This window comes from Acidisphaera sp. S103, assembly GCF_009765975.1.
In the GTDB taxonomy this organism is placed as follows: Bacteria; Pseudomonadota; Alphaproteobacteria; order Acetobacterales; family Acetobacteraceae; genus Rhodopila.
Genome location: NZ_LMUJ01000063.1, coordinates 251,154 through 273,733, shown reverse-complemented (window position 1 = coordinate 273,733; position 22,580 = coordinate 251,154). Strand labels below are relative to the sequence as shown.

21 protein-coding genes are annotated in these 22,580 nt (G+C 65.0%); 6 read left to right on the top strand and 15 right to left on the bottom strand.

All coding sequences use genetic code 11. The annotated features are described in order from the left end of the window. Positions 1-26: 26 nt before the first annotated feature. On the bottom strand, positions 27-824 hold the full coding sequence (locus tag GSQ89_RS22025) for a helix-turn-helix domain-containing protein (protein ID WP_158929221.1): 798 nt from the start codon (positions 822-824) through the stop codon (positions 27-29). Between the two features lie 173 nt (positions 825-997). Here GSQ89_RS22025 and GSQ89_RS22020 point away from each other — a divergent pair, with 173 nt between their 5' ends. The 3 genes from GSQ89_RS22020 to GSQ89_RS22010 are packed head-to-tail and all read left to right on the top strand — an operon-like array spanning position 998 to position 3,020. Next, positions 998-1,360, top strand: coding sequence for a hypothetical protein (locus GSQ89_RS22020; RefSeq protein ID WP_158929219.1), 363 nt, complete (start codon positions 998-1,000; stop codon positions 1,358-1,360). A 22-nt stretch (positions 1,361-1,382) separates the two neighbouring features. Then, complete coding sequence (locus GSQ89_RS22015) at positions 1,383-1,526, top strand: DUF1127 domain-containing protein (protein ID WP_216856315.1); 144 nt, start codon at positions 1,383-1,385, stop codon at positions 1,524-1,526. A gap of 42 nt (positions 1,527-1,568) precedes the next feature. Then, a complete protein-coding gene (locus GSQ89_RS22010; protein WP_216856314.1) occupies positions 1,569-3,020 on the top strand; it encodes an MFS transporter in 1,452 nt (483 codons plus the stop codon). A 330-nt stretch (positions 3,021-3,350) separates the two neighbouring features. Here GSQ89_RS22010 and GSQ89_RS22005 read toward each other — a convergent pair whose 3' ends face one another. The 7 genes from GSQ89_RS22005 to GSQ89_RS21975 all read right to left on the bottom strand — a co-directional run bounded on the left by GSQ89_RS22005 (position 3,351) and on the right by GSQ89_RS21975 (position 11,606). Further along, the gene (locus tag GSQ89_RS22005; RefSeq protein ID WP_158929215.1) at positions 3,351-4,148 is read right to left on the bottom strand and encodes an EcsC family protein; all 798 of its coding nucleotides are present in this window, start codon (positions 4,146-4,148) and stop codon (positions 3,351-3,353) included. After that, positions 4,145-6,277, bottom strand: coding sequence for a heavy metal translocating P-type ATPase (locus GSQ89_RS22000; RefSeq protein WP_158929213.1), 2,133 nt, complete (start codon positions 6,275-6,277; stop codon positions 4,145-4,147). The genes GSQ89_RS22005 and GSQ89_RS22000 overlap by 4 nt, the downstream gene beginning before the upstream one ends. Positions 6,278-6,318: 41 nt before the next feature. After that, the gene (locus GSQ89_RS21995; RefSeq protein WP_158929211.1) at positions 6,319-7,008 is read right to left on the bottom strand and encodes an HMA2 domain-containing protein; all 690 of its coding nucleotides are present in this window, start codon (positions 7,006-7,008) and stop codon (positions 6,319-6,321) included. Further along, positions 7,005-7,376, bottom strand: coding sequence for a DUF5132 domain-containing protein (locus tag GSQ89_RS21990; protein ID WP_158929209.1), 372 nt, complete (start codon positions 7,374-7,376; stop codon positions 7,005-7,007). The genes GSQ89_RS21995 and GSQ89_RS21990 overlap by 4 nt, the downstream gene beginning before the upstream one ends. A gap of 451 nt (positions 7,377-7,827) precedes the next feature. Beyond that, the gene (gene clpA, locus GSQ89_RS21985) at positions 7,828-10,182 is read right to left on the bottom strand and encodes an ATP-dependent Clp protease ATP-binding subunit ClpA (protein ID WP_158929207.1); all 2,355 of its coding nucleotides are present in this window, start codon (positions 10,180-10,182) and stop codon (positions 7,828-7,830) included. 114 nt (positions 10,183-10,296) lie between these two features. After that, positions 10,297-10,632, bottom strand: coding sequence for an ATP-dependent Clp protease adapter ClpS (gene clpS, locus GSQ89_RS21980; protein WP_104522707.1), 336 nt, complete (start codon positions 10,630-10,632; stop codon positions 10,297-10,299). Positions 10,633-11,093: 461 nt separating this feature from the next. After that, positions 11,094-11,606, bottom strand: coding sequence for a phasin family protein (locus GSQ89_RS21975; protein ID WP_158929205.1), 513 nt, complete (start codon positions 11,604-11,606; stop codon positions 11,094-11,096). A gap of 350 nt (positions 11,607-11,956) precedes the next feature. Here GSQ89_RS21975 and GSQ89_RS21970 point away from each other — a divergent pair, with 350 nt between their 5' ends. Next, positions 11,957-13,231 (top strand): D-alanyl-D-alanine carboxypeptidase family protein, encoded by a 1,275-nt coding sequence (locus tag GSQ89_RS21970; RefSeq protein ID WP_158929203.1) that lies wholly within the window; start codon positions 11,957-11,959, stop codon positions 13,229-13,231. Positions 13,232-13,533: 302 nt separating this feature from the next. Here GSQ89_RS21970 and rpiA read toward each other — a convergent pair whose 3' ends face one another. The 3 genes from rpiA to GSQ89_RS21955 form a co-directional block, all read right to left on the bottom strand. Further along, positions 13,534-14,268 carry a ribose-5-phosphate isomerase RpiA gene (rpiA, locus tag GSQ89_RS21965; RefSeq protein WP_158929201.1) on the bottom strand — a complete coding sequence of 245 codons (735 nt, stop codon included), beginning with the start codon at positions 14,266-14,268 and terminating at the stop codon, positions 13,534-13,536. Next, positions 14,265-15,182 (bottom strand): dipeptidase, encoded by a 918-nt coding sequence (locus tag GSQ89_RS21960; RefSeq protein WP_158929199.1) that lies wholly within the window; start codon positions 15,180-15,182, stop codon positions 14,265-14,267. Before GSQ89_RS21960 ends, rpiA begins: the two co-directional genes overlap by 4 nt. Positions 15,183-15,274: 92 nt before the next feature. Further along, a complete protein-coding gene (locus GSQ89_RS21955; protein WP_158929197.1) occupies positions 15,275-16,009 on the bottom strand; it encodes a pyridoxine 5'-phosphate synthase in 735 nt (244 codons plus the stop codon). A 168-nt stretch (positions 16,010-16,177) separates the two neighbouring features. Here GSQ89_RS21955 and GSQ89_RS21950 point away from each other — a divergent pair, with 168 nt between their 5' ends. Further along, a complete protein-coding gene (locus GSQ89_RS21950; protein WP_158929195.1) occupies positions 16,178-18,406 on the top strand; it encodes a CHASE3 domain-containing protein in 2,229 nt (742 codons plus the stop codon). Positions 18,407-18,972: 566 nt separating this feature from the next. Here GSQ89_RS21950 and GSQ89_RS21945 read toward each other — a convergent pair. From GSQ89_RS21945 to GSQ89_RS21935, 3 genes are all read right to left on the bottom strand, one after another. After that, positions 18,973-19,353, bottom strand: a complete 381-nt coding sequence (locus GSQ89_RS21945) for a GxxExxY protein (protein WP_216856313.1) — start codon at positions 19,351-19,353, stop codon at positions 18,973-18,975. Positions 19,354-19,510: 157 nt separating this feature from the next. Continuing rightward, positions 19,511-21,142, bottom strand: a complete 1,632-nt coding sequence (locus tag GSQ89_RS21940) for an acyl-CoA synthetase (protein WP_158929193.1) — start codon at positions 21,140-21,142, stop codon at positions 19,511-19,513. Between the two features lie 104 nt (positions 21,143-21,246). Beyond that, the gene (locus GSQ89_RS21935) at positions 21,247-22,032 is read right to left on the bottom strand and encodes a LysR family transcriptional regulator (protein ID WP_254073311.1); all 786 of its coding nucleotides are present in this window, start codon (positions 22,030-22,032) and stop codon (positions 21,247-21,249) included. A 73-nt stretch (positions 22,033-22,105) separates the two neighbouring features. On the opposite strand from GSQ89_RS21935, the gene GSQ89_RS21930 reads away from it, so the two are divergent. Beyond that, positions 22,106-22,357, top strand: a complete 252-nt coding sequence (locus GSQ89_RS21930; RefSeq protein ID WP_158929191.1) for a hypothetical protein — start codon at positions 22,106-22,108, stop codon at positions 22,355-22,357. Here the strand turns inward: GSQ89_RS21930 and GSQ89_RS21925 are convergent. Then, positions 22,354-22,572, bottom strand: a complete 219-nt coding sequence (locus GSQ89_RS21925) for a hypothetical protein (RefSeq protein ID WP_158929189.1) — start codon at positions 22,570-22,572, stop codon at positions 22,354-22,356. The genes GSQ89_RS21930 and GSQ89_RS21925 overlap by 4 nt on opposite strands. Positions 22,573-22,580: the final 8 nt, after the last annotated feature.

Below are 22,580 nucleotides of genomic sequence, written 5' to 3'. Positions count from 1 at the left end.
TCTGACGTCTGTTGCCACCCCGCAGATCAACCGTCCTCGGCCTGCATGCGGGCGGCCACGGCGGCGGTTTCGGCATCGGCTGGGAACCACATCTCCAGCGCCAGTTCGGACAGGGTCACCTCGGTTGGCGTGCCGAACACCGTAGTGGTGCCCAGGAACGACATGGTGCCGAAATCCGTGGCGAACTTGATGGGGACCGCAAGCTGCTGGGAGCTGTTGGGGATGGCTTCCAGCTCCGCCCTGCGGTCCGGGGCGTAGCCGATGACTTCATCGAGCAGGTCTTCGATCCTAGGGTCGGGACGCGCGCGGATCTGCTGGCGGAGCACCGTGATGACGTGCCATCGCCATTCGCGCATGTTCAGGATACGGGCGGCCATGCCGTGCGGGTGCATCAGCAGACGGATCGCGTTGATCGGCGGTTTCAGCAGTTCGGGGGCGCATCCGTCGTAAAGCCGGGGCAGCGCGCTGTTGGACAGGATGACGTTCCAGTGCCGGTCCACGGCGAAGGCCGGGTATGGCTTGTGGGCGTTGAGGATCTGGTCGATCGCCTGCCTCGCCGCGGTGAGTTCCGCGAGGCCTCGTTCCTCGTAGCAGGGGGCGAAACCGGCGGCGAGCAGCATCGCGTTCCGCTCCCGCAGGGGAACGTCGAGATAGTCTGCCAGGCGAAGCACCATGTCGCGGCTGGGTGTCGCCCGGCCGGTTTCCAGGGTGCTGAGATAGCGGGTTGAGCTGTCGGCGGTCTCGGCCAGTTCCAACTGGCTGAGCCGCCGGTGCTGCCGCCACCGGCGCAACAGGATGCCAAACGGAGGGGGTGCCGTGTCCATGGCCGAACTCTATGGGCATCGGCGGTGCGATACCATGACCTGGCAGGTCAAATTCCCCGCTTTCGGTCGGGTGCTTTCTTGACCTGCTGCGTCATCGATTCCGGGCGGGCGTCGTCCTCAATATTGCGGCATGGCGGGGGCATTTCGCCTCTGCGGTGAAGTTGGAGGACAGCATGTACGACGCACAGCAACTCGCCGATCGTTACGTCGCGGCCTGGAATGAGACGGACGCGGACCGCAGGCGGCGGGCGATCGAAGATCTGTGGGTGGCGGATGGGCAGCATTACGTCGATACACGTCACGCCGTCGGTTATGACGCGCTGGAGGAACGGATCCGCGGGTCGCACGTGAAAAATGTTACGAACGCGGGGAATGTGTTTCGAACGGTACGGGATGCCCGTGCGCTGCATGACGTGGTGACGTTTCACTGGCAGATGCTGCCGGCGGGCCGTGAGGAAATCCTGGCGACGGGACTTGAAATTCTCATTGTCGGTGAGGATGGCCGGATCGTCACCGACTATCAGTTCATCGTCTAGCCCGATGCTTATGTGGCGTGTGGTGCGTCAGGCGCTGGACGACTGGCGCACCCATCGGCGTCAGCGCGCGATGCTGACGCAGATGACGGTTCGGGAACTGGCCGACATCGGCATGACCGAGGTTGACCGGTTCGTCGTGTTGCGCCGCCTGTCCGGCCGCTCCTGACTTTCCGTGTCGGTTAAATAATATTTTCTGGAGATATGTGTTGTGGAAAAGCCTGAAGCAGGCGCGGGATTGCCGCGCCCTGATCCTCGCCGCTGGTGGATCCTCGCGATCGTCGCGGCGGCACAGTTCGTTTATGTCGTCGACGCCTTCGTGGTGAATGTGGCGCTGCCGTCGATCAGGACGGATCTGGCGGCTACGACCGGAGAGACGCAGGGAATCATCGTCTGTTATCTGATCGCGTTCGCGACGCTGGTGGTCACCGGCGGGCGGCTCGGCGATATCGTCGGCGCGAAGAAGGTGTTTCTGGCAGGTCTGCTGGGGTTCACCGGCGCATCGCTGTGGTGCGGGCTGACGCACTCGGGCGCGGAGCTGGTGGCGGCGCGCACGGTTCAGGGCGCGATGGCGGCGTTGATGATCCCGCAGGTGCTGGCAACCATTCACCGCGTCTTCCAGGATGAGGAACGCGGGCGGGCGATCGGCATCTATGGTTCGGCGTTGGGCCTGGGTGCCGCGGTCGGGTTCGGACTGGGCGGCTGGATCGTGGCGTTCAACCTGATGGGGATCGGCTGGCGGTCGATCTTCTTCGTTAACGTGCCGGTCGGGTTGCTGTTGGCCGTGGCCGCGCTGCGGTTGATGCCGCCGGCGCCGCGAAAGCCGGGTGCTCGGCTGGACGTCGTGGGCGCTGGCACCTTGTTCGTGTCGCTGCTGGCGCTGCTGGGACCGATCGTCGTGGGACCGGACCTGGGGTGGCCGCTTTGGCTGGGATTGGTACTGGCTCTGGGTGGGGTGCTGCTGGGTGGCTTCGTGCGGTTCGAACGCCGGTTGGAGGCACGGGGCGGGCTGGCGCTGGTGCCGGTCGACCTGCTGGCGGACCGCCCGGCGATGACGGCGTTCCTGGCCGTGCTGTGCTTCACCTTCGCCAACCTGGCGTTTTACCTGGTGCTGACGTTCTACATGCAGTTGGGCCTCGGGTATTCGCCGTTGCAGTCGGGGTCGGTGGTGGTGCCACTGGCGTTGACGTTCGCGATCGTGTCTCGCAAGGCGGGGCCATGGGCGCAGCGGCGCGGGCCTCGGGCGATCATCGAGGGTTGCTGCGTGCAGGCCCTTGGGCTTGGCGTTCTGGCTGTCGGGATCATGTCGCCTGGCGGATCGGATCCGGTGATCTTGTCGGGTCTGCTGATCGTGTTCGGGGTGGGTCAGGCGATGGCGATGGCGCCGCTGTACGGGCTTGCCCTGAGCCGGGTGCCTCGTGCGCATGCCGGGTCGGGGGCGGGTGTGCTCAGCACGATCCAGCAGATTGGGAATGGGTCGGGGGCGGCGGTGGTCGGCGCGCTATACTTTACCGTTCGCGGGTTTGGGTCCGATCGTGCGGCGTTCCTGGTGTCTCTGGGGGTGCTGGCGGGGACGCTATTGGTTACGGTCGTGCTGCTTTGCATCCTGCGGCGGTCGCAGGAGGTGCGGCGGCCGATGGCTGTTCGAGCGATCAATGCTTGAACGGTGTCGGTGCGACAGGGTCTTTCCCGGCGGCGTGGGTGAAGCGCGGATGGCCGGGACCAGGCCCGGCCATGACGGTGCGGCAACGACTGGCCCCGCTTACGCCGGCGACCGCGGGGTCCCCGAGGCGGCGATCCGGTAGAGGGTGCCGATCGCTTAGCACGGATGGCCGGAACGCGCCCGGCCATGACGGTGGGGCAACGACCGGCCCCGCTTACGCCGGCGACCGCGGGGTCCCCGAGGCGGCGATCGGGTAGAGGGTGCCGATCGCTTAGCACGGATGGCCGGAACGCGCCCGGCCATGACGGTGGGGCAACGACCGGACCTCGTTTATGCCGGCGGCTGCGGGGTCCCCGAGGCGGCGATCCGGTAGAGGGTGCCGATCGCCTCTCGTCCGTGCTCGCGTTCCAGGCGCCTGATGGTGAAGTGTCCTTGAGCGACACGTTCGAAGTGATCCATGAAGATCATGTTGAGTGACGCGCCGCCCAGCGCACCCAGCACCGGGACGGCGCCCGCGGCAAAGCGTTCGGACCAGACGAAGCCGAGGCGGGAGACGATTTCGGTCACCATGCGGGTGATGGCGGGCGCGGATGCGTCCAGGACCGTGCGTTCCACCAGTCCGGCGACGACCTCGCCCGTCAGTTTGTTGAGCGTGGTCCGAGCGGCGTAGTAGCCGATGGCGGCGCCGGCGTCGGATTTGCTGTTGCCGAGGGCGAAGACCTGCAGGCAGGCAAGACGGGGTTCGAGTGCGGTCAGGTCCTCGCCGTGATGGCGGGCGATGTCGGCGATGGCGCGCATCATCAGGGTCATGGTCAGCGGCAGTTCGACTGGCAGGGCAAAGGCGCCGAACAAGCCGCCCAGGCCGCCGGCCAGCCCGGTCAGCGCCTTCGGCAGCCAGGATGAGGGTTCGAATGCCTCGTCTTCCTGCGATTCGATCGCCACGATCAGGCATTGCAGGATCGCCTTGCGCAGCACGTCCTGCACCGCGCCGTTCAGCCTGGGGATAGCGCCCAGGGCGCCCTCCAGCGGCTTGCCTGCGTAGTTCGCTACGCGGATCGCGAGGCGCGGCTGTTCCAGAACCGCGACGGCATGCTCCAGTTCGCGCTGCTGGGCTGCCGGCAGTTTCATCGGGCGCGCATCAGGGGCCGGATGCCGTTCAGGCTGGCCAGGATCGCCGATCCGTTGCTTAGCACCGCGGTGAAACTGGGTGAAACCAGGCCGGTGGGCAGGGCCAAACCAAGGGCGAGGGCGTTCAGCACGGCGACGATGCCGTAGTTTTGGCGGATCAGGCCGATGGCGCCGCGGGAGACCTCGATCGCCTGGACCAGCTTCCACAGCGAGTCTTCCATCAGCACGACATGGGCCGACTCATGGGTGACCTCGGGGCCGTGGCGCATGGCGATGCCGACATCGGAGTAGGTTAGGGCGACGGAATCGTTGATGCCGTCGCCGACCATGGCGACCACCCTGCCCTCGCGTTGCAGTTCAGCGATGACCTCGGCCTTGCCGGTGGGCATCATGTCGGCGAACTGCCGGGTCAGGCCGATGCGTCCGCCGACGGCGCTGGCCACCGTGGCGTTGTCGCCGGTCAGCATCACGGTTTCCTTGATCCCCATGGCGTGCAGGGCGCGGATGACGTCGCGGCTCTCCGGCCGGATCTTGTCGGCGTAGGGGATCAGGCCGGCGAGTTTGCCGTCCACCGCCATGTAGAGGCAGGAATAGCCGTGTTCGTCCAGCGAGGCCCGGTCGCCCTCAGCCTGTTTCACGCGGATCTGGCTGCCGCGCAGAAAACGTTCGCTGCCGATATGGACGTAGTGGCCGTTCACCTGGCCCTGCACCCCCAGGCCGACCTTGTAGTCGGGTGCGTCGCAAAGCGGGACACTGATGCCGCGGTCGCGGGCGCTGGCGCGCAGGGCCTCGGCGACCGGATGCGTCAGGCGGCTTTCGGCGCCCACGGCCAAGCCGAGGAGCCGGTCGGCGGACAGGCTGTTCTGGTAGGTGATGACGTCGATGACCTCCGGGGTGCCATGGGTCAGGGTACCGGTCTTGTCGAAGACGACGGTGTCGACCTGGGCCAGACGCTCCATGTGGCCGCCGCTTTTGATGATGATGCCGTTACGGGCGGCATGGGTCATCGAGGCCAGCACGCTGGTGGGTGCGGCGACGCGGATACCGGTGCCGATATCGATGATCACCAGCGATAGGAAGCGTTGGAAATCGGCGGTGACGGCGGCGCTGCCGATCGCCAGGCCGAGTGTGGGGACGACGAGGCGATCGGCGAAGCGTTCGGCATGGTTCTGCATGCGGGTGTCGCCGATCGGGGCGTTGTCCACCAACTGGGCGATCTGGCCGGCGATCGTGTCTGCGCCCACGCGTTCGGCTCGGATGGTGATCTGGCCTTCCCGCAGGGCGGTGGCGGCGAAGACTGCTTCGCCCTTGCCGCGCGAGACCGGCAGACCTTCGCCGGTGATGGTTTTCTGGTCGATCGTGGCGTCACCGTCGACGATTTCACCGTCCACCGGGACCATTTCGCCGGGATAGACGACGACCAGATCGCCGGCGACGACCCGGGTGGCGGGGACCGAGACCACGGCGCCGTCGACCAGCAGCCAGGCGGTGCGGGTCTGGAACTCCATCAGGCCGGCGATGGCGCGCTTCGATCCGCGGGCGGTCAGATCGCGGATCCAATCGCCGAGGCGGATCAGCCAGGTGATGATGCCGCCAGTGACCATCAGGCCCTGGCCAATCGAGGCGGTGATCGCCAGCGTGTCGAGGAAGTCCACGTTCAGCCGCTTTTCGCGCGACCAGATGCCCCAGGCGCGTTTGGCGATCGGCCAGGCGTTCCAGATCATCAGCGGGATGTTCGCCGCCAGGGCCAGCGGGCTGGCGCTGAACGCCAGGGCGAGCGACACGGACGGCAGCGCGAGTACTGACGGGCCGAGGGTTGCCGGCGGTTCGGCTGGTGCGTGGAGGACCGGGGCTTCGGGGGCAGGTTCCGTCTGCGCGACCAGGGTCAACAGGTCTCGGGGTGACAGGAACCGGAGGTAGCCCAGCATCGAGTCCAGGGTTTCGCGCTGGGCCTCGTCGTAGGTGACGACCAGGCTGGCGCAGGCTTGGTTGATGCGGGCCTCGGTGATGCCGTCCTGCGCCTTGAGCCAGGTGACGATATGGCCGGCGGCAACGGACGATGCGGCGGCAAGCGCCGGAATGTGGAGCCTGATGCGGCCGGGAAGCCGATGGCGGATGGAGAATTCCATGTCAGTCCTTGCCGGCGGTTCGCGGCACGCCGGTCGGTCCGCTACCGTTCGTCCGCGTCATGCGCGTGCAGTTCGACAAAATGGTTCATGGAGAAGATCGCCAGGGTCACCCACATCGGCGTTGCCGCGGCGGCGCCAATCTCCAGAAACGTGACGCCGGCCAGGGCAATCGGCACCATGATCTTCAGGTCGACGTTGTTGTTTGTGGAGCGTTTGATCTTGCGGTCGAGTTCCTTCACCGCCTCGACGACGGTGCGGGCGAACATCGAGTGTTCGGCGAGGAATTCGGCCTCGCCCTCGATGGTGCGGGTCAGGTCGTCGACCTTGTTGGTGGGTGGCCGATGCGGTGCGGCTTGTTGTGGTGCCGCCGGGTGGGCGACCGTCAGCGGCGCGGATTCCGTCTGGCTCAGGCTGAGGAACAGGCTGGCGATTTCCGGGTGGTGGTCCGGATCGTAGTAGATGACCAGGCTGCCGGAACTTGGTTTGATCTCGACGGCATCGACGCCGGGCAGGCCGGTGAAGGCCGCCTTGATGCGGTTGAGCAGGTCGGGGTCGTGCTTCGCGGCCGGGATCTTGAGGCGCACGCGACCGTGGACGGCATGCGCGACCTCGGCGGTGTGGCGTACGGGTTCGGGGCTGGCGGTCCCGTTGGCGGCGGCCGAGCGCTTCGTTCGGGCGGGGCGCGGCTTTTTCGCGGCGCCCGGCTCGGCGGTCACGGTGGTCGAACTCAAGCGGCTGGCGTGCCGGACGTGTCGGAGCCTTCAGCATGCACTTCGGCCACGATGTCCTGCACTTGCTCCTTGGCCTCGGCGGCGGCTTCGCGGGCTTTGCGGCCGAATTTGTAGGCGCCGCGGACGACCGAACGGAACATCGGTTGCAGCGTGCTGCCCATTTTCGGCACGTATTTGGGGGCGAGGATCGCGGCGGCGCCGACGATCATGCCGGGGATGAGGGCTGCCTCGATCAGCGCGGCACCCACGACGATCACGCCAACGGTGGCGGCCTTGGTCGAGAAATCGTCGCATGCCCAGCCGGAGCGGGGGGCTTCGGGCGATGGCTTGGCGCTGTCGTCCGGCGTACTGTGCGTCTCGTCGCTCATGATGGCTCCCGGGCTGGCGGCGAATTGAAAAACCTCAAATCGCGCGGGGGATTGGTATCATGGACGCTGAGACGGGTAACCGTATCGGTCTGTTAAGATTGGATGAAAGTGTCTCATGGTGGGAGACGGTGGGGCGGGTTTGACTGGCCGGCACATTCTTACGTCATGGCGGAGCGTCTCGCACGGCCGTCTGTGCTCCGTCGGCTGGTGCGAAGATGGCCGGGACACGCCCGGCCATGACGGATAGGACACAGCCGGCACGGCCACGACGGGTAGGACACAGCCGGCACGGCCGTGACGGATAAGAGACAGCCGGCACGGCCATGACGGATAAGAGACAGCCGGCGCGGCCGTGACGGATAAGAGACAGCCGACCCGGGTGTGGCGGGTAAGGCTATAGCTGACCCGGCCGTGACTTTGAGTGCGTCCTGGCCGGGTCAGAAAGAATGCCTTAGACCTCGACTTCCTGTTCGCGGTCGGCGGCGCCGTCGTCGTCGCCCTCGGGTTTCGGCAGGGCCGGCAGGGCCGCTTCGGTGATCTCGAAGTCCAACTTCTTGTCCTTCAGCGTCACCTTGACCGCGCCACCCTTCACCAGCTTGCCGAACAACAGTTCCTCGGCCAGCGGCTTCTTGATGTGCTCCTGGATCACCCGGCCGAGCGGACGGGCGCCGTAGAGGCGGTCGTAGCCGCGTTCGGCGAGCCATTCCTTGGCGGCGGAGGACAGCTCGATGGTGACGTTGCGATCCGCGAGCTGGGCTTCCAACTGCATCACGAACTTTTCCACCACACGGCCGACGATTTCCGGCGTCAGGGCGGCAAAGGTGATCGTCGCGTCCAGGCGGTTGCGGAATTCCGGCGTGAACAGGCGCTTGATCGCGTCCTCATCGTCGCCGGTGCGGGCTTCGCGACCAAAGCCGATGGCTTCCTTGGCCATGTCGGAGGCACCCGCATTGGTGGTCATGATCAGGATCACGTTGCGGAAATCGACCGTCTTGCCGTTGTGGTCGGTCAGTTTCCCGTGGTCCATGACCTGCAGCAGGATGTTGAACAGGTCCGGATGGGCCTTTTCGATTTCATCCAGCAGCAGCACCGCATGCGGATGCTGGTCGATCGCGTCGGTCAGCATGCCACCCTGGTCGAACCCGACATAGCCCGGCGGGGCGCCGATCAGGCGGGAGATCGAATGCCGCTCCATGTATTCCGACATGTCGAAGCGGATCAGTTCGATCCCCATGGTGGAGGCCAACTGACGGGCGACCTCGGTCTTGCCGACACCGGTGGGGCCGGAGAACAGGTAGTTGCCGATCGGCTTTTCCGGTTCGCGCAGGCCGGCTCGGGCCAGCTTGATCGCGGCGGCGAGCGCCTCGATCGCCTTGTCCTGGCCGAACACCATCGATTTCAGGTCGCGTTCCAGGTTGCGCAGCGTCTCCTTGTCGTCGGTGGACACCGACTTTGGCGGGATGCGGGCGATCTTCGCCACGATCTCTTCCACGTCCTTCAAGGTGACCGTCTTGCGGCGCTTGTGCTCCGGCAACAGCATGCGGGAGGCGCCGGCCTCATCGATCACGTCGATCGCCTTGTCCGGCAGTTTGCGGTCGTTGATGTATTTCGCCGACAGCTCCACCGCCGCTCGTATTGCCTCATCGGTGTAGCGGACCTTGTGGTGCTTTTCGTAGTTCAGCTTCAGGCCGCGCAGGATTTTCACGCTGTCTTCCAGCGACGGCTCGTTCACGTCGATTTTCTGGAATCGGCGGACCAGCGCGCGATCTTTCTCGAAGTAGTTGCGGAATTCCTTGTACGTGGTGCTGCCGATGCAGCGCAGGTTGCCCGACGCCAAGGCGGGTTTCAGCAGGTTGGAGGCGTCCATCGCCCCGCCGCTGGTGGCGCCGGCGCCGATCACGGTGTGGATCTCATCGATGAACAGGATGGCGTTGGTCTGCGCTTCCAGTTCGTTCACCACGGCCTTCAGCCGTTCCTCGAAGTCGCCGCGATAGCGGGTGCCGGCGAGCAGCGAGCCCATGTCCAGCGCATAGATGGTCGATTTGGCCAGGACTTCCGGCACGTCGCCCTCGACGATGCGCTTCGCCAAGCCCTCGGCGATGGCGGTCTTGCCGACGCCGGGATCGCCGACATACAGCGGGTTGTTCTTGGTGCGGCGGCACAGGATCTGGATGGTCCGCTCGATTTCGATATCGCGGCCGATCAGCGGGTCGATCTTCCCGGCCATCGCCTTCTTGTTCAGGTTCACGCAGTAGTTGGTCAGCGCGTCCTGGCTGCGGCGGTTGGGCTTTTCCTCCCGCTCCTGCTCTGGCTGGCCGCCTTCGGGGGCGGGATTGTTGGTGCCGGCGACGGGGCGCTGGGCCGACCGGCCGGGCGCCTTGGCGATACCGTGGCTGATGAAATTCACCGCGTCGAGGCGGGTCATGTCCTGCAGTTGCAGGAAGTAGACCGCATGGCTCTCGCGTTCGCTGAACAGGGCGACCAACACGTTGGCGCCGGTGACCTCATCGCGGCCGGAGGACTGGACGTGGATCGCGGCGCGCTGCACGACGCGCTGGAAACCGGCGGTCGGCTTCGGGTCGCCGGGCCGGTCGGTGGCGAGGCCGGCGAGATCCTTGTCGAGGAATTCGGTCAGGTCGTTGCGCAGCTTGTCGAGATCGACGCCGCAGGCCTTCAGGACGGTGGCGGCATCGGTATCGTCCGCAAGACCGAGCAGAAGGTGTTCCAGGGTTGCATACTCGTGCCGCCGTTCACTGGCGAGCGACAGGGCGCGATGAAGCGTCTGTTCGAGGTTCCGTGACAGCATTTCCGACGCTCCTAAACGCTAGCGGTCCGATAAGGGACCCGAACAGACCCGGGTGGCGCATCCGCCCCACCCGTCAGGCTTACGATGTTGGTGCCGAAGCGCCGAACAGCGTCATCATTCCTTCTCGATCGTACACTGCAGAGGGTGCTGGTTCTGCCGAGCCAGGTCCATAACCTGGGTGACTTTGGTTTCGGCGACCTCATATGTGTAGACGCCGCACACCCCAACGCCGCGGCGATGGACATGCAGCATGATCCGGGTCGCCTCTTCGCGGTTTTTCTGGAAGAAGCGCTCCAGGACATGAACGACGAACTCCATCGGGGTGTAGTCGTCGTTCAGCATCAACACTTTGTACATCGCAGGCTTGCGGGTCTTCGGGCGTGCCTTGACGACGACCCCGGTATTGGGTCCTTCCGTCGTCCCGCCGCCACGCTTGTCGTTATCGCTCATTCCTGTTCGCATCCATTCGTCGTCCCGCGCACAACCGCCGCCCGGCCATTCTTCAAGACCTATCCTTCGTCGAAGCAACCCGGGCAATTCGCCCTCATTCCATCCCGCCCCTGAAGCCGATCACTGTTTGGCTATCAGGAACTCAGCATATCGGAATGCAAGCCCCCGATGAAAGGGTATTGGCACCCGCCCGACAAAGACGATTGCGCCGACCGGCCGTTCCCGCAAGAGGGTTCTTCACCCAAATGCCGAACCATGCGCCTATCGGATGGTATCGATAGATTAAAAGATGGGAAATATCGAAGCCGCGCAACCCGCCCCGAAAGCGGGGCGATCCCGGAAATGGGGGCATGCGCGCAAAAGCAAAGGCCCGGACAAATGCCCGGGCCTTTGTTGTCGCCGAGAGAGCGGTTCTTTGGGGGGAGGATGCCCTGAACCGCCCTGCCTCGCGGCGAGACCGATCAGGGGGTCTTGGCGAACGTCTCGACCGCGACGGTCACGCGGGCGGCGATCGGTGCCAGCGCCTGCTCCGTCAACTTGAACGAGGCGTCGGTCAGCTTGCCCGACTCGGTCAAGGACTTTTCCAGGGCGGCGCGGGCGAAGGACGACTGCAGTTCGAATGCGTCCTTCAGGGATTTCACGGCGGACAGCGCCTTGAAGGCGGACATGCCTTCATCCAGGGACGCCTGCGCGGCGGCGGCCATGTGCTTGGACAGGTCCTGCACGCCGGTGACCCAGATCTGGCTGGATTTCACCATGGCCTCGAGATTGGCATGGTTGAAAGCGACCAATTCCTCGGCGGTTTTCATGGCTTTTCCAACGCCTTCCTTCATTTTCGCCTGGGTCGCCTCGAAGCCGGCTGCCGCCTTGGCGATACCGTCCTTCAAGGGTGACGCGGCGGCTTCGGCGGCCTTGCTGACGACGGGTTCCGCGGCCTCGGTCATTTCGACGATCTTCGATTTGCTCGTTGTCATCGCGTTGTCTTTCATTACGTTAAAGGCAGATCAGTCGCGCGGCGGCGAACGTGTGGGATCGGACGAACGCCCCGCCGAAAACCCTTGCATCCATGCCGGGGCTGGCTCTGCTGCATCGCAACATCCCGGTTATAGAAACTTCGCGAGCAACGATCAAGAATATTTTGTGCGCCGCACAAGATAGCCCCGGCCCCACGAATTTGTTACATCCGATACGCTGGCGATCGGGTGAGTCCGTGCGAGCGTCGCCCCATAAGGTCTTCACTTTTTACGGTTTTCGGACAGTTTTAGGCTGGACAGCACACGCGCCTGACACATAAAGTTTCATCGAAGCTCAGGAAGGGACATAAATGGTCAGCGTCGCGTGCCTTGTGGGCAAGCAGCTGTCGCGTGGCCTGTTGGCCGCCGGCGGTTTAGCATCATGGCTGCTGGCCACAGTGGCCATCACCGTCCCGGCGCATGCGCAGGTCGGGTCGGCCCGCTACAGCTCCATCGTGGTCGACGCGGGGACCGGCGACGTGCTGGAGGATATGAACGCGGATGAGCCGCGCCATCCCGCCAGCCTGGCCAAGATGATGACCCTCTACATGACGTTTGAGGCGTTGCGCGACCGCCGGATCAACCTGGACACGGTGGTCCCGGTGTCGTCGCATGCCGCGTCGATGGAACCGACGAAACTGGGCCTGATGCCCGGCACCCATCTGGTCGTGGAGCAGGCGATCCTGGGCCTGGTGACCAAATCGGCGAACGACGCCGCCGCGGCCCTGGGTGAGTTGCTGGGCGGCAGCGAGGATCGCTTCGCCCAGATGATGACCCTGCGTGCCCGGGCGCTGGGCATGGGCCACAGCACGTTCACCAACGCCTCCGGCCTGCCCGACCCCAACGAGTGGACCACCGCCCGCGACATGGCGGTCCTGGGCCGGCGGCTGATCAACGATTTTCCCGGATACTACCGCTATTTCTCGACACCGAGCTTCGCCTGGCACCGGCAGATCATTTTCAATCACGACAACATGTTGCGCACGTATCCGGGCGCCGACGGATTGAAGACCGGCTATACCGATGCCTCGGGGCATAACCTGGTCACCAGCGCCGTGCACGGCGGCGTGCGGCTGGTGGGCGTGGTGCTGGGCGCGGCCACGAACGGGGAACGCGACATCCAGATGACGTCGCTGCTGGATCATGGTTTTGAGCAGATGGACGTGCCGGCGTTTCACAAGCCGGTTCTGATGGCGTCGCGGGTGACACTGATCGCCACCGCCCATGCGGCGGAGGTGACACGGCCGGTATCCTCCCACACGCGCGTGATGGCGAGGATCGACGCCGAACAAATGCGGCCGGCAACGGTGCCGGTATCCGCACGGGCGCGCGTGGTGGCGAACTGGGTGGTGCAGGTTGGCACCTTCCCCACCGAAGCCGCCGCGCATACCGCCGCCATGGCGGCTCGGCGGGAAGCCGAAGCGGGTGAGGTACGGATCGAGCCCGTCCACCTGCGGAAGAAAACGATCTGGCGGGCGCAGGTGATGGGATTGACCCAGTCGGATGCACAGGACGCCTGCTCAGGTCACCGCAAGGGCGCCTGCCTGATGATCCGGCCCGTCACGCGCCAGGTCGCGAGCCGGTAGTCTTCGCGTAGGGCGTCCACGCATAGTTGCACAATCGTCATGGCCGGGCGTGTCAGGATAGCGGCGGCGGAGAGAAGGATTCGTCGGGCGCCACGCTCTCACCGTCATGGCCGGGCGTGTCCCGGCCATCTTCGCTCCGGCGGACGAAGCGCGGATGGCCCGGACACGCCGGGCCATGACGGGTAGACAACGGAGCAGTCGGCCAAAGAATTTTCCGTTTGGCGCTTATCCTGATGCTTATGGGGCGTGTCCCGGCCATGACGGCGAGAGGCACACCGACTGTTTCCGCTCCGGCTAAAGGCCTAGCGATCCAGCCGAACAATCCCGCTGGGCGTTGCCACCAGCGCCGTGGCGGCCATGCCGATGAACAAACCGGTTTCGACCACGCCGATCGTCGCGGACAATTCCTGCTCCAGCCGTCCCGGATCGGCGATGACGCCGAAATGGCAGTCGAGGATCAGATTCCCCCCGTCCGTGCGGAACACAGTGCCATCGGGCGCCTTCCGCAGGACCGGATTGGCACCGAGTCCGGTCAGGCGGGCGACGGTGGTTTCCCAACCAAAGGTGACGACCTCGACCGGGACCGGTGCCGTACCGCCGAGGCTGGAAACCAGTTTTGGTTCGTCGGCGACGATCACCAGGGACGCACTGGCCGCGGCGACGATCTTCTCCCGCAGCAACGCGCCACCAAGGCCCTTGATGAGGTCCAGCGAGCCGCGGCAAATCTCGTCCGCGCCGTCGATCGTCAGGTCCAGCTTGGGATGGCGGGAAAAATCGGTCAGCGCGATGCCGCCGTCGCGCGCCTGTTTGGCGCTGCGCTCACTGGTGGGGATGCCGACGATGCGCAGGCCGTCGCGGACGCGGGCAATCAGCCCGTCGATGGCGAAGGCGGCAGTCGAGCCGGTGCCCAGGCCGACGACCATCCCATCGTGCACCATCGCCACCGCGGCCATCGCGGCCTGCCGTTTGCTGGCGTCGCGGTCGTTGACGTTAGGGGCGCCGGCGTCGGGGGCACCCTGCCCTGCTCCATTGGTCATGCGCGTACCGCGCGCAGCACGCGGAGCCAGTTGCCGGAACACACTTTTTCGATCTCCTCCGCGGTCAGGCCGTGGTTGCGCAGGGCGGCGACGATTTCCGGGTGGCGGGAGAAATCCGGCATTTCGGTTGCGGCGACGCCGGCGGGCATATCGGTGCCGATGCCGACGTGATCAATGCCCAGCGCGTCGATCATGCGGAACAGATGGCGGATCATGCCGGGCAGCTTCTCTTCCGCCAGGACGGCGATCCAGGCGCCGACCACGCCGCCGGATTCCACCACCATCCTGGCGTAGTCCGGACCGATGAAGCGCGGGTGATCGCCGTTCTTGTGTCCAGGCTCCTTCAGGTTGGAGTGGGTGCACAGGAACGGCCTTGTGGCGACGGCGGCGACGTCCTTGACGGTGTCCTCGGAGCAATGCGCGACATCGAGGATGATGCCGAGTTTGTTCATCCGCCGCACCACCTCCGCCCCGAACGCGGTCAGTCCGCCGTGGACGGGCGGTGCGGTTTGAATATCGCCGGTTTCGTTGACCAGGTAGTGGGTGAGCTGGATGCTGCGGACGCCGCGGGCTTCCATCACGTCCAGCCGGTCGAGATCGCCTTCCAGGAAGTCGCAGCCCTCGATCGCCAGGACCAGGGCGGGATCGTCCGGACGAAAATCGTCGGGTTCGCGGGCGATGCGGGTGCCGGATTGCTCGAAGCTGGTCAGGTAGCTTTCCACTGCCTCCAGGCACTCGCCGGGATTGGGGTCGCGGAATTTCTGCAAACGGCCGGTGTCGCGGTCGCGGCGGATCATCGGGATGTCGCCGATGGCGGCAACGACGGCGGCGGAAACCCCGGCCGGACGCATCGTGGCGAGCACGGTCCGGTCCACATCGCCGGTGCGACGGGGAGGGCCTGCGTGGGTATGCATGTCGATAATCATGGGCGGGTTCTAGCAGCCCGCCGGACGTAACGCCACGCGGCCGTTGCTGAAGGAAGCGTAACGACGGGTCGCTGGTGGCTCTACCCCAATGCCTTCGCATAAGCCGCGACCGTCGCGGCGAACCCGTTCTCCAGCGCGTCGGCGGTCAGTTCATGGCCGATCGAGGCCTCCGCCAGGAACGGAACCGCCCGCATCAGCGGCGGGATGTTGTGCAGGTTCAGGTCGTGTCCCGCATTGACCACCAAGCCGGCATCCCGAGCGCGGGAAGCGGTCGCGGCGATGTGCTGCAGGATCGGATGATGCCGGCCATGATGGAACGCGGCGGCATAGGCGCCGGTGTAGATCTCCACGCCGTCGGCACCGGCCGCGACCGCGCGCGGTATCACGTCCGGCTCCGGATCGATGAACAGGATCACCCGGCAGGCCAGCGCCTTCATCGCGGCGATCGCCGGCGTCACCAGCGCGGCCTGGGCGGGGTCGAGTTTCCAGCCTTCCTCCGACGTGAACGCACCCGGCGCATCGGGGACCAGCGTCGCCTGCTCCGGCCGGTTGTCGCGCAGGATGTCCATCAGGCGGTCGTCGGGATAGCCCTCGATGTTGAACTCCATCGCCGGGCGGTATGGCCGCATCAGCTCGGCCAGCAGTGGTACATCGGCGGTGCGGATGTGGCGTTCGTCCGGGCGGGGATGGACGGTCAGGCCCTGCGCGCCTGATTCCAGCGCCAAGCGGCCGAACCGGACCGGATCGGGCACGCCGGTGTGGCGGGAATTTCGCAGCAACGCGATCTTGTTCAAATTCACACTGAGTCGGGCCATGCGGCGCAGGGTAGCGCGGTCAGCGTGGGGACTCAACGCGCTATGCGGCGCACAACGTACCGTGTTTGGACTCCGGCCAATTGTTGCAGGAGAAAACGGAAAGAGTCCCTGCGCCGTGTAACAGGCTTCGGCGAACGGCTCCGTATCGTTGTCGGGATCAGCGCCGTCATGTCCAAGAAGCTAGTCTCGCGCGCCAACCTTCTGGTGTTTGGCGGCTTGATCGCGGTCCTCGCGCTGATCGCCCTCACGACCTGGGATCGCTTCGCCGCCGCCCGGTCCGCGCGTCAGTGGACCGAACACAGCTACCAGGTCCTGGGTGTAATCCGCGACCTTGAAATTTCCGTCCGCGATGCCCAAACCGGCCAGCGCGGCTACCTACTGACGGGCAACAACGATTATCTGGCGCCATACGAAGCGGCTCTCGGCCGGATTTCCCTCCTCCTCGGTGAAGTGCAGAGGCTGACGGGCGACAACGCCAACCAGCAGGCCCATCTGCGTGCCCTGGCACCAGCCTTCCAGCGCCGCGCCCAACAGCTTGCGCAATCGATCCAGATCCGGCGCGACAAGGGCCTGGACGCGGCGGTGCAGGGTTTCGGCACCGGGGCCAGCCGGGAGACGATGACGACGATCGAGCAGACCCTGGCCACCATGTCGACCGAGGAACAGACGCTTCTGGATGAACGGCTGGCAGCGACCGACAGCCGCGGCGAGTGGGTTCGCGGCCTCGCATTCTCGGCCACCGCGATCGCTATCCTCGCACTGCTGTGGGCCGCCCGTTTGCTCAACCAGGCCTACAACCGTTCATACCGCGCGGAGGCCGAACAGCGGATCTTGGCAGGACGGCTGCACGCTTCGCTGGACAGCCTGAGCCAGGGTGTCGCGGTGTTCGGACCCGCGCACAAGCTGCGGCACTGGAATGAATGCTTCCAGGTTCTGCTGGACCTGCCGCCGGCCATGGTGCGTACCGAGACGCCCTATGCGGCCTTTGCCGACTATCTGGCCGCCGGCGGCGAGACCTTGCTGGAAACCGAAGAGCAGATCGCGCATGGCGAGCAGACCGGGCACGATCCGATCGTCTACGAATGCACCCATCCGGACGGCCGGCACCTGGAGATTCGCCGTACCCCCGCACCCGATGATGGCTTCGTCCTGACCGTCACCGACATGACGAAGCGGGCGCAGTCCGAGGCGGTGCTGCGGGAGTCGCATAAGATGCAGGCCATCGGCCACCTTACCGGCGGCATCGCGCACGATTTCAACAACTTGCTCACCGTGATCATGGGCAATCTGGAACTGGCACGCGCCAGGCTGGACCCGCAAAATCCGGTGGTGGCGAACATCGAGCGGTCGCTGTGGGCGGCGCAGCGCGGCGGTACGCTGACCAGCCAGCTTCTGGCGTTCGCACGCAAGCAGCCGCTGGCCCCGGCGCCGATCGACCTGTCGACTAACCTGCCGGAGCTGGTGCCGCTGCTGCGGCGTACGCTGGGCGAGCATATCGACGTGCGGTTCGTCGACAGCGCCGGGCTGTGGCCCGCGATGGCCGACCCGGCGCAGTTGGAGAGCGCGGTGCTGAACCTGGCACTGAACGCGCGCGACGCCATGCCGACCGGCGGCCGGCTGACGATCGAGCTGGCGAACAAGGTGCTGGATAAGGAGTACGCGCGCGCCCATGCCGAAGTCGTGCCCGGCGACTACGTCATGGTCGCGGTGTCGGACACTGGCCACGGCATGACGCCCGACATCGTGGCCCACGTGTTCGAACCGTTCTTCACCACGAAAACCGAAGGACGCGGCACCGGGCTTGGGCTCGCCATGGTGTTCGGTTTCGTCAAGCAGTCCGGCGGGCACGTGAAGATCTACTCCGAACCCGGCGAGGGCACCTCGGTCAAACTGTATCTGCCACGCGCGATCGGCGGCGCGGCTTCGAACATGCAACGCAGCGGCGTGCCGGCCGACCTGCCGCGCGGATCGGCGACGATCCTGGTGGTGGAGGATGAGGCGGGGGTGCGGGAGATCGCGGTGGCGATCCTGCGCAACCTTGGCTACCGCGTGCTGGAAGCGTCGGACGGCGATGAGGGCCTGCTTGTGTTCGGCGCGCACGCGGCGGATATCGACATGCTGCTGACCGACGTCGTGCTGCCGGGAAAAGTGCGCGGACGGGAACTGGCGGAACGCATCACCGCGATGCGGCCGGAGGTGAAGGTGCTGTTCATGTCGGGGTATACCGAGAACTCCATCGTGCATCACGGGCGGCTGGACGACGGGGTGCAACTGCTGGGCAAGCCGTTCAAGCGCGAGCAACTGGCCCGCAAGGTGGCCGAGGTGCTGGGCGTCGCCGCCGGTTCGGATGCCGAGGGCGACAATGTGGTGGATCTGAGGGCTCGGCAGCGGGAGTAAGGTTGGGTTTGGCGCCTCGATATGCGCGCCAGTTGGGGCTTTTTGCTAAGCTACGTCGGGGCTGGATTGCGTCCTGGGGGGTGAGCATTTCTGGTTGCGCATGGCGGAACATATCTTCTTGCTCGATACTTGGTAGCGACGAAATGGCCTCTGTGACGAAAGCGGGGCAGAGCTATTATTGCGGCGAACGCTCTCCTGCGTGCGCAACACCCGATACCTCGCTTTGTTTCGTCTATCGCTTTCAACACAGAGGGCGCTGAGGGGCGCTGAGAATGGTTGATACCAACCGCCGTTGTTGTTGACCCTTCGGCATTGCGGAGCAACCGTTATGGCGGAGGGAGGCCCCTCGTCCACGTCTTCATTTTTGTATGTAAAAAGGTGTAGATGCCGACCTTCGTCGGCGTGATGGGTGAGCCAATCGAAAAGTCGGCAGCAATGGCGATTGGATTCCATCGGCAGCCCGACCCGCCATGCATGAAACCCGGCCGGCGGGGCCATGGTCATGGCTTTTCATTTTTGAGGCGGATTAAGCGGGATAAGGGGAGATGAAGGGGATTGTTGTGCGATCAGGCTTGGGCGGTGATGCGGTAGGTTTCGACTCTGGGTCGGCTGAAGTTGACCTGCAGGCACAATGGTTTGCCGGTTGCCCGTGGATGGGTTCGATATTGCGGGATGTGGATGTCGCTCAGTCCGCAGATAACTTTGAGTTCGACGATGACCCACTCTTCGACGATCAGGTCGGTGGTGTATTCGCCGACGGCGACACTGTCGTAGAAGACCGCGCCCCCGCTATGGACGGCATCGAAGCGGGACTTCCGCATCTCGCAAGCGAGGGCGTTCTCGTAGATCATTTCGATGAATTCGTGACCGAGCGTATTGGCAACCTGAAAAGCACACCCAATGATCCGTTCGGTGACGGGCTGCCGCAGCCGCGCCATCCCCTTCATCCATCTGCAATCCCGCTAATCCGCCTTAAAGAATGGCGCGGTGTCAGTGACGACACTCGAAGGGGGGGGAAGGTCCTGCGCGGCGGGTGCCAACGAACCATGCATCCCTCCAGGTGCAGGACGATATTGACTTCCCATCGCTATGATACGACGGAGCCTATTCGATCGCCGCCGTCGATTTCGCCAGTTGCCGCAGCACGAACTTCTGGATCTTCCCCGTGGATGTCTTGGGAATGTCGCGGAAGACGAACGTCTTTGGCACCTTGTAGCGGGCCATGTGCTGGCGGCAGAAGTCACGGAGTTCCTCCGCCGTCACTGAGGTGCCGGGCTTCAATTCGATGAACGCGCAGGGGGTCTCGCCCCATTTTTCGTCCGGTTGGGCGACGACGGCGGCGCTCAGCACCGCAGGGTGGCGGTATAGGGTTTCCTCCACCTCGATGGACGAGATGTTTTCGCCGCCGGAGATGATGACGTCCTTCGAGCGGTCGCGAATCTTCGCGTAGCCATCTGGATACATCACAGCGAGGTCGCCGGTGTGGAACCAGCCGCCGGCGAAGGCCTGTTCGGTGGCGGATGGATTCTTCAGATACCCTTTCATCGTGATGTTACCGCGGAACATGATCTCGCCCATCGTTTCGGCGTCCCATGCAACCGGCTGCATGGTGGCGGGATCGAGGACGGTCATCGCCTCCTGCAGCGGCGTCCGCACGCCTTGCCTGCCGTTTCGTTCCGCTCGTTTGTCGATCGGCATGTGGGACCAGGATTCGTGCTTGGAACAGACGCCGGCGGGACCGTAGACCTCGGTGAGGCCGTAGACGTGGGTCAGTTCTATGCCGATTTGTTCGGCGCCCTCGATGATCGCGGCGGGTGGGGCGGCGCCGGCGACCTGGCCGGCGATGCGGTGGGTGATCCCGGCACGCAGTTCGGGCGGCGCGTTGATCAGCATCGAGTAGACGATCGGGGCGCCGCACATGTGGGTCACGCCGTTGTCGCGGATGGCGTCCAGCATTGGTTTTGCCTCAACCCGGCGCAGGCAGACGTTGACGCCGGCGCGCTCCGCCATCGTCCAGGGGAAGCACCAGCCGTTGCAGTGGAACATCGGCAGCGTCCACAGATACACCGCATGGTGCGGCATGCCCCAGTTGAGGATGTTGCTGATCGCGTTCAGATGCGCACCGCGATGGTGGGTGACGACGCCCTTCGGGTCGCCGGTGGTGCCGGAGGTGTAGCCGAGCGCGATGGCGTCCCATTCGTCGGCGGGATTCTGCCAGGGGTAGTCGGGGTCGCCCTCGGCCAGGAAGGTTTCATACGCGATTTCGCCCAGCAGCTTGCCATCCGGCCAGGCGGGGTCGTCGATGTCGATGACCAGGGGTTTGATGTCGAGCAAGGCCAGGGCGGGCTCGATCACCGGGGAGAACTCGCTGTCGGTGATCAGGACCTTGGCGCCGCCGTGGCGGAGCTGGAAGGCGATGGCCTCGGCGTCCAGGCGGGTGTTCAGGGTGTTCAGCACCGCGCCGCACATGGGGACGCCGAACGCGGCTTCGTACATCGGCGGGGTGTTGGGGGCGATGATGGCGACGGTGTCGTTCTTGCCGATGCCGCGGCGGGACAGGGCCGAGGCCAGGCGGCGGCAGCGGGCGTAGGTTTCCTTCCAGGTCCAGCTTTGGGCGCCGTACACGACGGACGGCTTGTCGGGATAGACGTAGGCGGCACGCTCGATGAAGGTCAGCGGGGTCAGCGGGGCGTAGTTGGCCTGGTTCTTCGGCAGGTCGTCATAGGGGCTGTGCATGCTCGTTTCCCTCCGTTCGCCGCAAACGGGCCGGATTTGTATGACATACAGTTAACGCGTCCCGCTGCCGCGCGGCAATCACATGTGGGTCGTGCGTGACGGCATCACCAAGGGAGGGGTTGGTGATAAGGCGCAACCAACGCATCGGCGGGATCTGATCCGGCCCCCGCACCGCCGTCGTTCTTCATGACGTGCTGCTTGATGAATATTTCGAATGAACGATAGGCGTTCGGCCGGTTCCAGACCTGGCGCTTATGCGCGATGTAGCCTGCCAGTGTCTCGTAGACCCGGAGCAGACCCGATCGCCGCTGTCGCAAGACGATATCCCGGTCGAGCGTGTTGGAGAGGAAGTTGATCGAAATATACTCCAACATGCTCAGCAGAGCCATGTAGAGCGTGTCATCTTTTGAATCGAGCGTTACAGCGTCAACGACGATGCCCTTCTCAACGCAGCGCATGACCAGGGCGTAGGCATCGCCAAATTTTTCGTTTGTCAGCAGCGTCAGCATCACCTGGGCGGTAAACGCCTCACGCTGTGCTTTCAGGGGCAAGGCGTAATCGTCGGGCGGGACCTGGTGGCTGGTGTCGAGTCCCCTGAACTCGGCCCAGATCGCGTCGTTGATGGACAGCATTTCCTTGGCACGCTCCAGCAGGCGGCTCCCTTCGGGGGTCAGGCGAACGGCGCCGCCCTTGCCGCGCGACAGCAGACTGTGCCCGAGCAGGGTCTCCAACCGCTGGAGTTGCATGGAGACGGCGGACTGGCTGCGCCCGACCATCTGGGCCGCCCGGGTGAAACTTCCGGTCTCCGCGATGCCGAGGAAGCTGCGGAGCAGGTCGGGGTCGATCGCACTGGGTCGTGTCATGCTATCGGTATCGCTGATACCGGTCATCAGCACAATTCGTTTCCGAGCGGGGTATGGCGGCTCTAGTCGTGAGGCCGGACGATACTTGAGGAGCGTTAAAATGGCTGGACTTAATAAGGCGATCATCATCGGCACGGCCGCGGCACTTATTCTGCCTATGAGTTTCGGGCTGGCGTTTGCGGCCCAGCCGCAGATGGAGAGTTCCCTGCATAAGCTGGAAGCAGCTCAGAGCGAACTGCAGAAAGTCACGCAGAATAAAGCTGGCCACGCTGCCGCCGCGCGCAAGCTCGTTGCGGAGGCAATTGAGGAGGTGCAGGCCGGTATTGCCTACGGCCGCACGCACGGGGACTAGCCGGTTGGTAATGCCTTGAAGGTGGTCCGCTTGCCGTTGCGGGCGGCGGTGGGGCTGAACGTCTCGATATAGTCGTGAATGTCACCGACGTCGTGCATGCCTCGGGCGACCCAATCGGCATCCGTCACCGGCCTCGTTGTACTGGCCGCCGTTGCCGCCCACATCTGCCACAGCAGCCGGTCGCAGATCGCCCTGCAACCGGTTGACGCTCCCACTGTGCCAC

Bases quoted from the DNA above. Each gene is read 5' to 3' on its own strand.
- GSQ89_RS22025 (WP_158929221.1), bottom strand. From the start codon at position 824: ATGGACACGGCACCCCCTCCGTTTGGCATCCTGTTGCGCCGGTGGCGG.
- GSQ89_RS22020 (WP_158929219.1), top strand. From the start codon at position 998: ATGTACGACGCACAGCAACTCGCCGATCGTTACGTCGCGGCCTGGAAT.
- GSQ89_RS22005 (WP_158929215.1), bottom strand. From the start codon at position 4,148: ATGAAACTGCCGGCAGCCCAGCAGCGCGAACTGGAGCATGCCGTCGCG.
- GSQ89_RS22000 (WP_158929213.1), bottom strand. From the start codon at position 6,277: ATGGAATTCTCCATCCGCCATCGGCTTCCCGGCCGCATCAGGCTCCAC.
- GSQ89_RS21990 (WP_158929209.1), bottom strand. From the start codon at position 7,376: ATGAGCGACGAGACGCACAGTACGCCGGACGACAGCGCCAAGCCATCG.
- clpA (WP_158929207.1), bottom strand. From the start codon at position 10,182: ATGCTGTCACGGAACCTCGAACAGACGCTTCATCGCGCCCTGTCGCTC.
- clpS (WP_104522707.1), bottom strand. From the start codon at position 10,632: ATGAGCGATAACGACAAGCGTGGCGGCGGGACGACGGAAGGACCCAAT.
- GSQ89_RS21975 (WP_158929205.1), bottom strand. From the start codon at position 11,606: ATGACAACGAGCAAATCGAAGATCGTCGAAATGACCGAGGCCGCGGAA.
- GSQ89_RS21970 (WP_158929203.1), top strand. From the start codon at position 11,957: ATGGTCAGCGTCGCGTGCCTTGTGGGCAAGCAGCTGTCGCGTGGCCTG.
- rpiA (WP_158929201.1), bottom strand. From the start codon at position 14,268: ATGACCAATGGAGCAGGGCAGGGTGCCCCCGACGCCGGCGCCCCTAAC.
- GSQ89_RS21960 (WP_158929199.1), bottom strand. From the start codon at position 15,182: ATGCATACCCACGCAGGCCCTCCCCGTCGCACCGGCGATGTGGACCGG.
- GSQ89_RS21955 (WP_158929197.1), bottom strand. From the start codon at position 16,009: ATGGCCCGACTCAGTGTGAATTTGAACAAGATCGCGTTGCTGCGAAAT.
- GSQ89_RS21950 (WP_158929195.1), top strand. From the start codon at position 16,178: ATGTCCAAGAAGCTAGTCTCGCGCGCCAACCTTCTGGTGTTTGGCGGC.
- GSQ89_RS21945 (WP_216856313.1), bottom strand. From the start codon at position 19,353: ATGAAGGGGATGGCGCGGCTGCGGCAGCCCGTCACCGAACGGATCATT.
- GSQ89_RS21940 (WP_158929193.1), bottom strand. From the start codon at position 21,142: ATGCACAGCCCCTATGACGACCTGCCGAAGAACCAGGCCAACTACGCC.
- GSQ89_RS21935 (WP_254073311.1), bottom strand. From the start codon at position 22,032: ATGACCGGTATCAGCGATACCGATAGCATGACACGACCCAGTGCGATC.
- GSQ89_RS21930 (WP_158929191.1), top strand. From the start codon at position 22,106: ATGGCTGGACTTAATAAGGCGATCATCATCGGCACGGCCGCGGCACTT.